Annotated in this window: 13 protein-coding genes and 2 tRNA genes; 11 read left to right on the top strand and 4 right to left on the bottom strand. The window is 59.8% G+C overall.

Annotation, left to right across the window (positions count from 1 at the left end):
- Positions 1 to 105: 105 nt before the first annotated feature.
- Positions 106 to 828, bottom strand: coding sequence for a Hint domain-containing protein (locus tag AADZ90_RS16165; RefSeq protein WP_367311701.1), 723 nt, complete (start codon positions 826 to 828; stop codon positions 106 to 108).
- 263 nt (positions 829 to 1,091) lie between these two features.
- Here AADZ90_RS16165 and AADZ90_RS16160 point away from each other — a divergent pair.
- From AADZ90_RS16160 to hisH, 6 genes are all read left to right on the top strand, one after another.
- Positions 1,092 to 1,166, top strand: a tRNA-Gly gene (locus tag AADZ90_RS16160).
- A gap of 273 nt (positions 1,167 to 1,439) precedes the next feature.
- On the top strand, positions 1,440 to 3,023 hold the full coding sequence (locus tag AADZ90_RS16155) for a phosphate ABC transporter substrate-binding/OmpA family protein (protein ID WP_367311700.1): 1,584 nt from the start codon (positions 1,440 to 1,442) through the stop codon (positions 3,021 to 3,023).
- A gap of 85 nt (positions 3,024 to 3,108) precedes the next feature.
- On the top strand, positions 3,109 to 4,134 hold the full coding sequence (dctP, locus tag AADZ90_RS16150) for a TRAP transporter substrate-binding protein DctP (protein WP_367311699.1): 1,026 nt from the start codon (positions 3,109 to 3,111) through the stop codon (positions 4,132 to 4,134).
- A gap of 304 nt (positions 4,135 to 4,438) precedes the next feature.
- On the top strand, positions 4,439 to 7,150 hold the full coding sequence (locus AADZ90_RS16145) for a protein kinase domain-containing protein (protein WP_367311698.1): 2,712 nt from the start codon (positions 4,439 to 4,441) through the stop codon (positions 7,148 to 7,150).
- A 79-nt stretch (positions 7,151 to 7,229) separates the two neighbouring features.
- The gene (gene hisB / locus AADZ90_RS16140; protein ID WP_367311697.1) at positions 7,230 to 7,817 is read left to right on the top strand and encodes an imidazoleglycerol-phosphate dehydratase HisB; all 588 of its coding nucleotides are present in this window, start codon (positions 7,230 to 7,232) and stop codon (positions 7,815 to 7,817) included.
- Entirely contained in the window at positions 7,814 to 8,455 is a 642-nt protein-coding gene (gene hisH / locus AADZ90_RS16135; protein ID WP_367311696.1) for an imidazole glycerol phosphate synthase subunit HisH, read from the top strand. Before hisB ends, hisH begins: the two co-directional genes overlap by 4 nt.
- A gap of 125 nt (positions 8,456 to 8,580) precedes the next feature.
- On the opposite strand, the gene AADZ90_RS16130 is transcribed toward hisH, so the two are convergent.
- The gene (locus tag AADZ90_RS16130) at positions 8,581 to 8,970 is read right to left on the bottom strand and encodes a DUF2147 domain-containing protein (RefSeq protein ID WP_367311695.1); all 390 of its coding nucleotides are present in this window, start codon (positions 8,968 to 8,970) and stop codon (positions 8,581 to 8,583) included.
- A gap of 129 nt (positions 8,971 to 9,099) precedes the next feature.
- Here AADZ90_RS16130 and hisA point away from each other — a divergent pair, with 129 nt between their 5' ends.
- Positions 9,100 to 9,819, top strand: coding sequence for a 1-(5-phosphoribosyl)-5-[(5-phosphoribosylamino)methylideneamino]imidazole-4-carboxamide isomerase (gene hisA, locus AADZ90_RS16125; RefSeq protein WP_367311694.1), 720 nt, complete (start codon positions 9,100 to 9,102; stop codon positions 9,817 to 9,819).
- A gap of 19 nt (positions 9,820 to 9,838) precedes the next feature.
- On the opposite strand, the gene clpS is transcribed toward hisA, so the two are convergent.
- Positions 9,839 to 10,144: an ATP-dependent Clp protease adapter ClpS gene (gene clpS, locus AADZ90_RS16120; RefSeq protein WP_367311693.1), complete on the bottom strand. Its 306-nt coding sequence runs from the start codon at positions 10,142 to 10,144 to the stop codon at positions 9,839 to 9,841.
- Positions 10,145 to 10,267: 123 nt separating this feature from the next.
- Positions 10,268 to 10,351 (bottom strand) — tRNA-Tyr (locus AADZ90_RS16115).
- 132 nt (positions 10,352 to 10,483) lie between these two features.
- On the opposite strand from AADZ90_RS16115, the gene rlmB reads away from it, so the two are divergent.
- From rlmB to AADZ90_RS16095, 4 genes are all read left to right on the top strand, one after another.
- A complete protein-coding gene (rlmB, locus tag AADZ90_RS16110; RefSeq protein ID WP_367311692.1) occupies positions 10,484 to 11,263 on the top strand; it encodes a 23S rRNA (guanosine(2251)-2'-O)-methyltransferase RlmB in 780 nt (259 codons plus the stop codon).
- A 9-nt stretch (positions 11,264 to 11,272) separates the two neighbouring features.
- The gene (locus AADZ90_RS16105) at positions 11,273 to 11,566 is read left to right on the top strand and encodes a hypothetical protein (protein ID WP_367311691.1); all 294 of its coding nucleotides are present in this window, start codon (positions 11,273 to 11,275) and stop codon (positions 11,564 to 11,566) included.
- A gap of 144 nt (positions 11,567 to 11,710) precedes the next feature.
- Complete coding sequence (locus AADZ90_RS16100; RefSeq protein ID WP_367311690.1) at positions 11,711 to 12,169, top strand: YHS domain-containing (seleno)protein; 459 nt, start codon at positions 11,711 to 11,713, stop codon at positions 12,167 to 12,169.
- Between the two features lie 175 nt (positions 12,170 to 12,344).
- Positions 12,345 to 12,812 (top strand): CoA-binding protein, encoded by a 468-nt coding sequence (locus AADZ90_RS16095; RefSeq protein ID WP_367311689.1) that lies wholly within the window; start codon positions 12,345 to 12,347, stop codon positions 12,810 to 12,812.
- Positions 12,813 to 12,823 lie beyond the last annotated feature (11 nt).

Below are 12,823 nucleotides of genomic sequence, written 5' to 3'. Positions count from 1 at the left end.
GCTAGCATCGAAAACGGCCAAGAGAGATATGCGATCGATACAGGTCGGATCACCTTAGATCTACACCCGGCCTGCGCGGTGGAAGGAACTTTTTGCTGCCTGTCTCTAAGGTGCAAACAATAGCTTCACCTCGCCCGCCGTCGCGAAGACTCTTGCCGCTCGGTAAGCGGTACGTCCTTTTAGAGTGGCTAAGCGCGGGAACACCGCAAAGAGGCCCTCGAAGAGTTCTCCACTCTCTTCCTCCAGACAACGGAGGTCAGGCTGGAAACTCTCCATCCAGAGGCCATTTGCCCGGATGATCTCGTGTGCATCAAACATCAGAAAGAAGTAGGTAACCGCAGCAACTTCATATCGATCCACCCCGGGCACGCCCAACAAGTCTTCCGATCGAACGAGCGCCTCGTTGGTTCCAAGGACAAGTTCTACCTGGGGCGAGGCATAGAGGACCGCTTGACCGGGAGAGACGATGATCTGTTGGTCCGGCCCGTCCAGCCCCAAGGCACCTGCCGCGATCGAGATCGGATAGAGATGCGGTGCGGCAGTCAGTTCACCCGTCTCGATTGTTCTTTCGCCGATCCAGCGGATCTCCTTCAGACCGTTATCTTTTGTCCTCAGCAGATCGCCTGGCCGCAGATATTCCACGGCAACTTCTCCATGATCGACAGACATGCGCGTCCCGGGGGTGAGAGCGGGCAACATCGCACCGACCGGGCGATCAGGATCGAACCGGTCGATATCCCGCAGCGCATCCGTCTCGGCCGTTTCCCCGACACCCTCCTCGGTCGCGGCGAGAAGCTTCGCAGATTCAGAGTTCTCAAAAATATTCATCGTGCGTCATCTGAGTCGGCTCCGCACATCGGCATGTAAAGCGCTCCACCGGCTTTCTCGCTGAAAAACGGCGGAAATGCGACAAGATCTGCAACCCGCACCCGGTTACCAACCGATCTCAACACGAACGTATCACGAACGCGGCTGTCCTCTGGTGGCTTTGAGAACAGGTCCTTCGCCGGCGTAGTGGCGCAACAACAAACTACGCATTTTCCCCTTGCGGATATCCGTATGGGTTTGTATCTGACGGCTCACCCACGGACGCGGGCGTAGCTCAGGGGTAGAGCATTACCTTGCCAAGGTAAGGGTCGTGAGTTCGAATCTCATCGCCCGCTCCATTTTCAAGCGCCGTAGAGGCATTGGTTCCATCCAGCGTCTCTTGGTCGCTAGGGTTCGCCTGACACGTCTTCTAAGTGTAAACAATCGTCCAGTTTTAGGCTATCTTGGTCGTGCAGTGGCAACAACGCACCAATCCTGACCGATTAAGACATATTGTCAACAAATGGGCCGCTTCACGCGCAGATTTCGACGCATTTGCCAGTCAGAAGGGTCTGGTCAGGGCCGGAGCGCCTACCTTTTTTGCTGCATTCAATTCCGTGGAGGTTCGACTGATGCAGAGCAGAACGCTGAAAACCCTATTGGCAAGCACAGGCCTCTGCGCCGCTGCGCTTGCCGCGTCGGCCCAAACCGCGCCGATTACGCTCGAGACAAAGGACAAGTCCGTTTCGATCGCAGGCGAGTTGGTTGAATTCGACGGCAGCACGTACATTATTCGTACAGCGATCGGTACAGTTTCGATCTCGAACGAGTTTGTGACGTGTGTCGGCGAAGCTTGCCCAGATCTCGGGCCGTCGCGGTCCGAGTTCGCGATCGCCGGTTCCCGCGCCCTTTCCGATGGTCTGATCCCGACTTTGGTTGCCGGCTACAGCGCGAAACTCGACGGCACCACCGAGCTTGATCCCAGCAATGCGGGAGGCATCGTCTACAAGGTTTCGGCCAGCGACGAAAGCGGCGCGGACATTCAGATCAAGCCGTCCAACACCAGTGCGGGCCTCGAGGCTCTGCTCTCGGACGACGCCACCTTCGCACTCGCCACGCGCCCGGCGCGCAACCGCGAAGTCGAAACCTTCGCGCAGCGCAACCTCGGTCAGCTTCGCTCGCCCGATCAAGAGCATATCGTGGCGCTTGACGGTCTGCTTCTCGTCACGCACCCGGAAAATCCGGTCCGCGCGATCTCCGAGATCAATGCGGCGCTTGCCTTCGGTGGCCAGATCACGAACTGGCGCGACCTCGGCGGCCGGAATGCTCCGATCAACCTCTATGTCCGCGAAGACGACAGCGGCACGCGCGAGGTGTTCGACACCCTTCTGATGCGGCCCAACGGTCTGACCGTGAATGGAAACATCACTGTCCTGGAAAGCGACGATGAGATCGCGGAAGCAGTCCGCAACGACCCGAACGGTATCGGCTTCACCAGCTTTGCCAATGCGGGCGAAACGACCGCGCTCGCCATTGAGGGGGTCTGTGGTCTGCGTACGCCGGCCACTGCCTTTACGATCAAGACGGAAGAATACCCGCTGACCCGCCTCCTCTACATGTACAACACGAACGAGGAGATGCCCTTCCATGCCCAGGACTTCCTGAGCTACATAAAGACTGATCCCGGTCAGGAACTCGTGGCCCAGGCAGGCTTCATTGACCAGACCGTCTCGACCGAGACGATCAACTCCCAGGGGATCCGCGTGGCTTCGGCCATCGTGAACAACGAGACGCCGGAAGAGTATAACGCAATGCGCGATATGTTCACCCAGCTGATCAACGCGGACCGTCTGTCGACCACCTTCCGCTTTGAGACGGGTTCCGCCCGTCTCGACGCCCGTGCAACTTCGGACGTCGAACGTCTGGCCGAGCTTCTGGCCAGCCCGCGTTTCTCGAACAAGGAAGTGCTCTTCGTCGGCTTCACCGACTCGGTCGGGCGCGCGGACCTCAACCAGCTCCTGTCGCAACAGCGCGCCGAACTCGTTCGCCGCTCGGTCGTTGCGGCAAACCCCAACCTGCGGACCAGCACCCAGACCCGTGCCGTCGGCTTCGGCGAAGCGTCTCCGCTGGGCTGCAACGAAACCGACACCGGACGCCGGATCAACCGCCGCGTCGAAGTGTGGGTGCAAGACGTCGTGGCCGACGACCGGACCTGATCCAGTCACGGCCAAAACAAAAAGATAGGGGGCGGCCCCGTTTCTGCGAAGCGCGGAAACGGGGACCGTAATAGGAGTAAATCGGATGAACAGACTGACAAAATACCTTACTTTGGCAGCGATGGCTCTTCCTGTCGCAGCCACCGCAGACCCGACGGGCTGTGATACTGGCGAAGAAGTGCTGAAATTCAGTGTCGTGACGGCGCTCCAAGGCCATCCGAAGGGCGAAGCTGCCCTGGCCTACGCCGACTACATCAACGCTGAAATGGACGGGCGCTATTGCGTTGAGGTTTACGGGCGGAGCGAACTCTATCCAGATGACGAGACGCTCTTCCAAGCCATGCTGGACGGCGACCTTCACTTTGCGGCGCCATCGTTCGCCAAGATCAGTGGGTACGCTGCGAAAGCGGATATCTTCAACTTGCCGTTCCTCTTCGACGGGCCGTTGCACGTTCTCGAATTTCTTCAGTCAGAAGAAATCAATCAGATCGGCGATCAAATGTCTGACGATGGTTTCGCCGCGCTTGGCTATATCAGCAACGGCATGAGGCAGTTTTCCTCGACGGTGCCGATGCGCCGTCCTGGCGATGCCGAAGGTCAAACCTTCCGCGTTTCATCCAGTTCGCCAGTGACTGCTGCAGTACTGGATATCATGGGCATTACGCCGATGAAGCTTAAGTTTTCGGAAGTGTACGACAACCTTGCCAACGGCACTGTCCAAGGTCAGGAAAACACTTTCGCAAACATCCAAAAAATGGGCTTCTATGAAGTTCAGGCCGCGGTAACCGAAACCAATCACACCTATATCGGCTATCCGATGCTGACATCGCAGAGGTTTCTTGACTCGCTCGATGCCGAGACCCGCGCAGTATTCTTGATCGGCGCTCAGCTCATCACCCACGAGCGCAACCGCTTCGCCTTCGAACTGAACCAGATCAGCCGCCGGAGTATCATCGAAGATGATGGGGTTGTTCTGGCACTCAGTCCAGCGGAAATGCAGGCGTGGCGCGATGCCTTTGCTCCGGTCCTCGACGAATTCAAACCGTCGGTCGGCGCCGAGTTCGTCGATGCAGCGATCCGCATCAACGCAGCCGCTGATCCGTACAACTAAGGCCGGTTCATGGCCGACGGGCAGTCTGGCGCGCCGTTTGTGCGCGCCGGATTCTTTTTGAACGCCACGTCAGTTTGCAAAGAATCTTAGCAAACCGGTCGAGAAGTAGCCCTCGGCCGGTTTTTACTTGGATTGTCAGGCATTTCCTCGAATTGAACACGAAATTGTCCGAATTGCACAAGACACTGATCCTGAGTAAGTATGTGGATTGTGCTACCGCTTTTTCGATGACCACCCTCGGTCCGGTCCACAGGAAAAACAAGTAAACCCGTAAGGGAGCGGGCGCTGGGGCCCTAGGATTGACATGCAGAACGCACCTAAGCAGTCCACCGGTAAGGATCAGGTCCACGATCAGGACGTGAATGACGAGCTTGACGATGGCACGCAGCTTCTTGGCGGCCTCTACAAGATCGAGAGCTTTCTGAATGCTGGTGGGTTCGGGATCACATACCTCGCCAAGGACAGCCTTGAACGCACCGTCGTAATCAAGGAATGCTATCCCTCCTCTATGTGCCGCCGTGTGGGCACGAAGGTGAAGGTACGGTCGAAGAGCCATGAGGCCGACCTTCAGGCGGTGATTAAGTGCTTTACGCAAGAGGCGCGCAGCCTCTCGAAGCTCGAGCACCCCAATATCGTCAAGGTTCACCTCGTCTTTGAGGATAACGACACCGCCTATATGGCCATCGACTACATCGATGGTCCCGATCTGCTGGATATGATTGAGCAGAACGACCCGTTCCTCACGCCGCAGACCATTACATCGATGCTGCGCCAAGTGCTCGACGCGATTGGATATGTTCACCAGCTTGGTGTTCTGCATCGCGACATCGCGCCCGACAACATCCTGATCGATGAGACGGGCAAGCCGACGCTGATCGATTTCGGCGCTGCCCGCGAGCAAGCATCGAAAAAGACACGTGTCCTGACCGCGCTCAGCTGCGTCAAGGATGGCTACTCGCCACAGGAATTCTATGTCCAGGGCTCGACCCAGTCGAACGCCTCGGACCTCTACGCGCTCGGCGCGACCTTCTATCACGCGATCACCCGCGATACGCCCCCGCCTAGCCAGTCGCGCCTCGTGGCCGTCGCAGAAGGCGGTGAAGATCCATATCAGCCCCTTGTCGGCCGCTTCCCGGAGTATTCCGAAGACTTCCTGCGTGCGATCGACAAGGCGATGGAAGTCGTCCCGAAGAATCGGATGCAATCGGCGGCCGAATGGGTCGCTATGATGAACGGCAGCGATCCGGAGAACGTCATCCGCCTGACCCCACCGGCCGAAGAGCCCGGATGGAGTACCGCAGCAGCTATCGCTGCTGTCGTTGCAGAAGACGCGAAGGCCGATGTCAAGGAAGACGCCGCGCAGCCTGCTCCTGCGAAAGCCGCAGGCAGCGGCTCGAGCCGCGTTGCATTTCTCGCAGGTGGCAGTGTCGCGGCCTTGGCAGCGGGCGCTGCGGGTATCTACTTGGCCATGTCTCCCAGCGATCCTGCCAGCGTTCCGGCGCCGACAGAGCAAGCTGAAACCAGCATTCCGGTCACATCGCCCGAGCCGTCCGCGACAGCCGAGGCACCTGATGCGTCCGCACCAGCTGAACCAACAGTCGATGTCGCCGCGACCCCATCTCCCGCGGTTGAAAGCGAGGTCCCGGCCTCGGATTCGGGCGAGACTGCGGCAACTGCTGAACAGAGCACAGCTGACGTTGCCGAACCTGAACTGCCGGTGACGCGGCCTGACCTCGTCGAGCCCGACGCACTGGTATCAGATACGCCTTCGGAAGCGATCGCGGCAGAACCGACGGAAGAACGTCTCGCCACGACAGGCGAAGATGAAACAGCCATTGCTCCGTCCGCCGACGTTCAATTCGAGATTATCGAGAGTACCACCTCAGTTGACACGGCCGAGGAAGCGACCGGTGGTGTGAGCGCTATCCCGCCTGGCATGGAAGCGGAAATTGCATCGCCGATAGAAGCACAAACCTTCGCTGGCAATGCACTGGACGGTTCTGCACTTGGCATCGCGCCGATCACGGACATTCTGCGCGAGGTTGACACTGCGCCATCCCCGATTACCCCCCGGGCGATCGACAGCGCCTCTCTGCCGATGCAGATGAGCGAGCGCGAAGTCCTTCCTTTCGCCTCAGAGGTATTCGTCGAAGACGCGCCCGCGGAACCCGAGACAGTCGCTGAGGCTGAGGTCACCAACATCATCACCTTCGGCGCGCCAGCAGAACCGGCCGATACATCGGATGAAGCTCAGGATGTCGTAGCCGCGCTGACCCCGGACAGCACCAGCGATCGTCCGGCATTTCAGATCGCGCCAGATACTTCCGCCGAAACCGAGTCGGCACCCGACGCGCCGACTGAGAATACCGAAACCGCATTCGAGATTATTACGTTCGGTACGCCGGCCCCTCAGGCAACACCTACGATCGCGGGCGATTTCGTGAGCGCTCGTTGGGATATCGAAATGCCGTTCGTGGTTGAAAGCGCCAATACGGAGTACGGGACCTTTCCGCAGGTTACCGAGCTGACCGGCGATCCCGTCTCACTCATCGAGAACGAATGGCTGACACCGGGTGTCGTAATCCTCTCGATCGATGGACAACTCGTTCAGGGCGTGAACGGCTTGGAGGATGCCTTCTCCTCTTCGGCGACGAGCGATAGCGATGGACGGCTGGCAGCCAGTATATTGGTTCAGATCCCCGGTCAGGAGGCCTTCGTTGATCGTGCCCTGCGCCTTCCTTCCGCCAGGATCGTCACCTTGGAGAACGGTCTTAGTTTCCGCACCGATCTTGAGGGCGGCAGCTGGGTAACCCGCGTGACCGCGACCGGCGGCGTCAGCGACCTCGAAGTCGGCGACAGGATCGTGAGCGAGGGTGCCTCCGGTATCCGTTTCTCTGGGCCCACAGACCTTGAAACCGCTCTGACGAGTGTTGCGGGATCGGGCTTTGCGGATGCGGAGTTCACCGTCCGTCGCGATGGACGTCAGTTATTCGTAACGGCACCGCTCGTCGAATAGACCCAGGCCACTCGCTAGCGCTTGGAAACCTGACGCCGCGCACTTATACCGCGCGGCGTTGACGTTTGAGGGTTCCCCAATGCGCAGAGCCGAGATCACCCGAAAGACAGCCGAGACTAACATCACGGTCGACCTAAATCTCGATGGGACGGGTCAATATGATTGTCAGACGGGGGTTGGTTTCTTCGACCATATGCTCGACCAGCTTGCCCGGCATGCGATGATCGATCTGACCGTCCGAGCTGAAGGCGATCTTCACATCGATGACCATCACACAGTGGAAGATACCGGCATCGCGATCGGCGCGGCGCTTGCCTCCGCGCTTGATGACAAGCGCGGGATCCGCCGTTACGGCGATTGCCTCCTACCGATGGACGATGCGCTGGTCCGCGCCGCGCTGGATCTTTCGGGTCGTCCGTTTCTGATCTGCAATCTCGATCTTCCAACCCCGAAGATCGGCAGCTTCGATACAGAGCTCGTGCGCGAGTTCTTTCAAGCATTTGCTACCCACGGCGGCATAACGCTTCACATCGACCGTCTGCATGGCTTCAACAGCCACCATATCGCGGAAGCCACTTTCAAGGCGGTCGCCCGTGCATTGCGTATGGCTATCGAGCCGGACCCGCGGCGGAGTGATGCGATCCCATCAACCAAAGGCAGCCTATGACGCTAACCGTCATCATCGATTATGACAGCGGAAACCTGCATTCGGCACAAAAGGCGTTTCAGCGCGTGGCACGCGAGGCAGATGCCGGAACGGTCGAGATTACCAGCGACCCAGATCGCGTTTCCCGGGCTGACCGCATCGTCTTACCAGGTGATGGTGCCTTTCCGGCCTGTCGTCGTGAACTTGATGCGCGCACCGGCATGGTCGAGGCGATTGCGGAAGCCGTCCGCGTCGAGTGCCGGCCCTTCCTCGGTATCTGCGTTGGGATGCAAATGCTTGCAACTCGCGGTCTGGAGTACGAGCCGACCCCCGGCCTTGCCTGGATCGACGGCGAGGTTACACGCATTCTGCCAGATGACCCCACACTCAAGGTCCCGCATATGGGCTGGAACGAGTTGACGATTGATCACCCGCACCCGGTGCTCGACGGCATCTCTAGCGGCGACCATGCCTACTTTGTTCACTCCTACCACATGGCAGTGAAAGATCCGGTAAACCTTCTCGCCCATACCGATCACGGGGGTCACGTCACAGCTATCGTCGGTCGGGATACATTCATCGGAACGCAGTTCCACCCGGAGAAAAGCCAGGCCGCGGGTCTTCGTTTGATCGCCAACTTTTTGACCTGGCGACCGTAGGCCTAGGCTATTTGCGTTAGCGACCGGTAAGTAAGGATGCGTTCGGTCGAGCCAGTAGAGGATATGGCTCGCGCCGTCCTTGCAGCGGATCAGACGATCCCGTCAGTTGCTCAAAACCAGACCGGTTAGTTCTGCCGCTGCCACGTTCCTCCGTTCCGGCAGATCCCGAACGCACAGCCGGAGACTGCGAGCTGGTTGCCCTGCAATTGCAGCCGCGAATTATATGTCCGACCGCGGTCCGGCGAGTAGATCTTCCCACGATAGCTGCCACCGCCTTGCGCCACTGTCTCGGTGATGATTTGGCGCCCGAGGTCATCGCTGTCGATCTGGGTTCCACTTCCATCAAACGCAGCAACCAGCGTCCCGCACAAAGCAGCGCCACAAGGCGCGATCCGGATCAGCCCGCTATTGCCGTTATCGTCGGGGATCGTCCGCCAATCCCCTTCAAGCGGGTCGGCCGCGGCCATGCCGGCAAAGCAGATCATCGCAAAAACCTTCAGAATGAGACACTTCATCTCCATCCTCCCTTATCACATTCAAGATTCTGCGGCTCTAGCGCACCCCAGGCAAGCCTTACGTGAGGTCGCGTTGCATGACGCCTTAACCCACCTTATGGCGGCAGAACGGTTGAGAAAGGCTGAACAATGATCCTCTACCCCGCAATCGACCTTAAAGACGGAGAAGCCGTTCGCCTCCTGCGGGGGGAGATGTCGGCGGCGACAGTGTTCAACGCTGACCCTGCCGCCCAAGCGCGCCTGTTTGAGCGGGCGGGCTGCGAGTGGATCCATCTGGTTGACCTCAACGGCGCGTTCGAGGGCTATCCTGTAAATGCAGCAGCGATTGGTACGATACTTGAGGCGATCTCTATTCCGGCCCAGCTTGGCGGCGGGATCCGCGACCTTGGCACGATCGAAAGCTGGCTCGACCGGGGGATCGAGCGGGTGATCCTCGGCACTCTTGCAGTCGAGGATCCGGACCTCGTCCGCGAGGCGGCGCGCACCTTCCCTGGTCAGGTTGCCATCGGCCTCGATGCCCGAAAAGGTCAGATCGCCACCCGCGGCTGGGCCGAGGAAACCGACCTGACCGTGACCGATTTGGCGAAAGCCTTCGAAGATGCAGGCATTGCAGCAATCATCTACACTGACATTGACCGTGATGGCGCGATGGAAGGCCCCAACTTGACCGCGACCGAGACATTGGCCAAGGCCGTCTCAATTCCCGTCATCGCCTCGGGCGGAGTTTCGTCTTTGGACGATCTAACACGGCTGCGCGATACGAACGTCATCGCCGGTGCGATCACGGGCCGTGCCCTCTATGATGGGGCGATAGACTTGAAGGACGCCCTATCAGCCTTGGAAAGTTGACGGCCGGGCGCAGGGGAGATCAACTCTCCCGCTCGGTCGTGAACGTAAGCGGGTAGCCGTGTTTCTGTCCGAGTTCAGTGCCTTGGCGAGCTTTCGTCTCCGCAATCTCCTTGGTGTAGACGGCAACCACGCAGGCACCTTTCTGATGCGCGGTAAGCATCACTCCTAATGCCTCGCCCTCCCCCATCCGGAAGATTCCCTTAAGCACGCTGACGACGAAATCGCGCGGCGTGAAATCATCGTTCAGCAGAATGACCTTATAGAGCTTCGGACGCTCGGTCTTGGGTTTCGTTTTGATCATTGGGAGAGTTGTCGTGTCGCTCATCACCGGGGCTCCGTCTGGGCCGCTTTCAGTAGAACATAGGCGTGATGGCCCAGCCTTCGGAAAAACTAGGCCAACAAAGAGGTTCGCCCAAAAGCCCTTGGAAGGTTTCACTCTGGAAAGTGATGGTGGGCGACCCTGGAATCGAACCAGGCATGGGTCTCCCCGGCGGAGTTACAGTCCGCTGCCGCACCTTGCAGCACGTCGCCCTTTGCCGGACACATCCGGCGTTGCGGGCAATAACGGCAGGGCCCGGGGGGCGTCAACCTTGAAATCGCGGGTTCTGGCAGGTGAGGCAGCGATCCGGTAGAGCGCGGGATCAGAACTGACGTGGAGTGGGTAATGAAGAAGCCGAAATGGGTCGTGGAGAAAGAGCGGGCAAAGCGCGCCGCGGCGACCGAGACCGTCTGGCTTTTCGGGCTGCACGCTGTTCGCGATGCATTGATGAACCCAAGGCGGGAAAAGCTCAGGCTCATTCTGACGAAGAACGCGGAGACGCGCCTGGAGGAGGCTGTGGCTGCGGGCGGGATCGCACCGGAGCTTAGCGATGCGCGGTCTTTTGCAGCGCCACTGGATCCGGAATCGGTGCATCAGGGCGCGGCTTTGGAAGTTCGGCCCCTGGACTGGGGATCGCTCGATGAAATCGTGACGGGGGCAGAACCGCCGCTGCGTCTTGTCTTGCTCGACCGGGTCAGCGATCCGCGCAATGTGGGCGCAATCCTGCGGTCGGCGGAGGTCTTTGGGGCGGCGGCGGTTATCGGCGTTAGGCGGCACGCTGCGCCAGAGACGGGCGCCTTGGCCAAGACGGCAAGTGGAGCCCTAGAACGTCAGCCGTATCTGAGGGTCCAAAACCTAGCAGCGACAATGGGTCGGTTGCGAGAAATGGGTATCGACTTATTGGGTCTCGACGGAGACGGAGAGCAAAGCCTTGCTGAGGCAATGTCGTCACGGCGAAATGTGCCCGTGGCCCTCGTGCTCGGCGCGGAAGGAGCAGGACTGCGGCAGCGGACTCGAGAGATGTGTGACGTCGTGGCCCGAATTCCCGCAACGGGCGGGTTCGGGTCGCTCAACGTCTCCAACGCGGCTGCGGTTGCCCTATATGAAGCAAGGCGAGGCACATGAGGAGCAGAAATGCCGGCACAGAAGATTGCGACGTGCTGCTATTGCGGGACGCGGGCGGCGCTCGTCCTTTCGGGGGACAAGCGGCATGAATTGGCGTGCTCGTCGTGCGGAGCGCCGTTACACGAGATGAAGATGCTGCCCTCGAAGGCAGCAAAGAAAGACCGGCGACCGGCGGATCCTTACCATGATCGCCGGCAGCCCGTGCGGGACGATTACCGCTACCGCAAACGGAAGAAGCGCAAGAGCCTGAAACGCAAGATCCTCTCGGAGGCTTTCGACTTGATCGAGGATATCTTCGACTGACGCGCCAGACACAGGTGGTGTTAAGCGCCGGACCACCGTTTTGAAACAATCCGCACAGGCGATCACGGCATGCGGAGGTGGGGTTTTGTTTGCGGCGGGTTGCGACATTTTGAGCCGCACAGTCATATCGCTACAGGAGCCCCCATGCTGACCCGCAGACAGACCCTCACCCTTTTCGCCGCCACCCCCGCTGTGGCGATGATGGCAAGACCCGCCTTTGCAGCGACGCCAGAGATCTATGCCGAAGGCGGGATCGCCATCGACGGCACTGATCCGACTTCCTACTTCACCGCAGGTGAGCCCATTGCCGGATCCGCCGAATACGCGCTTGAATGGCGCGGCGCGGCGTGGAGGTTCGCAAACGCTGAAAGCCAGGCGTTGTTCGAGGCAAATCCGGAGGCTTATGCTCCGCAATATGGTGGTTATTGCGCCTGGGCCGTGTCGGAAGGCTACACCGCCTCGACCGTGCCCGAGGCGTGGCGCATCGTCGATGGCAAGCTCTATCTCAACTTCTCGAACCGCATCCAGCGGCGGTGGGAGCGGGACATCCCGGGCAACATCGCACGGGCCAACACCAACTGGCCGAGTGTTCTGCAGTCCTGATCACGGCTGCGCGATCAGGGCTGGTGACGTGAGGTTTCGCTCACCACGTAAAGAGGGAGCCCGGGTGCGGAACCCCGGTGCCTCGCTAGATCTGTCCCTCGTTCCGTTGACTGGCGCCCCGGTGATGTTCGCTCGGGGCGCTTTTTTGTGCCGGATACCGGGGATAGTGTGAGGCATGGATTATTCGGATGACCATCTGCGAGACATCCTGAGCCGTGTGCGGACGATCGCAATCGTCGGCGTGTCAGCCAACCCGGTGCGGCCGAGCTACTATGTCGCGCGGTATCTCGGATTGAAGGGCTATCGGATTATTCCGGTTAATCCGGGACTTGCCGGACAGGAATTGCTGGGGCAGCGGGTCTGGCGGGCTTTGTCCGACGTGCCGGACGAGATCGATATGGTCGATATCTTCCGCCGGTCCGACGTTGTCCCAGGCATCGTGGACGAAGCGCTCGCACGGTGGGCGAAGCTTGATGTGGTCTGGATGCAGATCGGCGTGCGCCACGCAGAGGCGGCGGCTGCGGCCGAAGCGCGCGGTGTGACGGTCGTTCAGGATCGCTGCCCGAAGATCGAATACCAGCGGCTGTTCGGAGAGCTGCGCATGGGTGGGTTCGCCACGGGCGTGATCTCGTCGAAGCTGTAGGCGCCCTTGGC

Origin of the sequence: Aestuariibius violaceus, from assembly GCF_040779325.2 — a bacterium.
Classification (GTDB): domain Bacteria; phylum Pseudomonadota; class Alphaproteobacteria; order Rhodobacterales; family Rhodobacteraceae; genus Aestuariibius; species Aestuariibius violaceus.
Note: the sequence above shows the minus strand (reverse complement) of the source record. Positions and strands in the feature narration are given on the sequence as shown.

Coding starts and splice junctions, on each gene's coding strand:
- hisB (WP_367311697.1), top strand. CDS start 7,230: ATGCGCAGAGCCGAGATCACCCGAAAGACAGCCGAGACTAACATCACG.
- AADZ90_RS16105 (WP_367311691.1), top strand. CDS start 11,273: ATGCCGGCACAGAAGATTGCGACGTGCTGCTATTGCGGGACGCGGGCG.
- clpS (WP_367311693.1), bottom strand. CDS start 10,144: ATGAGCGACACGACAACTCTCCCAATGATCAAAACGAAACCCAAGACC.
- hisH (WP_367311696.1), top strand. CDS start 7,814: ATGACGCTAACCGTCATCATCGATTATGACAGCGGAAACCTGCATTCG.
- AADZ90_RS16165 (WP_367311701.1), bottom strand. CDS start 828: ATGAATATTTTTGAGAACTCTGAATCTGCGAAGCTTCTCGCCGCGACC.
- AADZ90_RS16095 (WP_367311689.1), top strand. CDS start 12,345: ATGGATTATTCGGATGACCATCTGCGAGACATCCTGAGCCGTGTGCGG.
- dctP (WP_367311699.1), top strand. CDS start 3,109: ATGAACAGACTGACAAAATACCTTACTTTGGCAGCGATGGCTCTTCCT.
- AADZ90_RS16100 (WP_367311690.1), top strand. CDS start 11,711: ATGCTGACCCGCAGACAGACCCTCACCCTTTTCGCCGCCACCCCCGCT.
- AADZ90_RS16145 (WP_367311698.1), top strand. CDS start 4,439: ATGCAGAACGCACCTAAGCAGTCCACCGGTAAGGATCAGGTCCACGAT.
- AADZ90_RS16130 (WP_367311695.1), bottom strand. CDS start 8,970: ATGAAGTGTCTCATTCTGAAGGTTTTTGCGATGATCTGCTTTGCCGGC.
- rlmB (WP_367311692.1), top strand. CDS start 10,484: ATGAAGAAGCCGAAATGGGTCGTGGAGAAAGAGCGGGCAAAGCGCGCC.
- hisA (WP_367311694.1), top strand. CDS start 9,100: ATGATCCTCTACCCCGCAATCGACCTTAAAGACGGAGAAGCCGTTCGC.
- AADZ90_RS16155 (WP_367311700.1), top strand. CDS start 1,440: ATGCAGAGCAGAACGCTGAAAACCCTATTGGCAAGCACAGGCCTCTGC.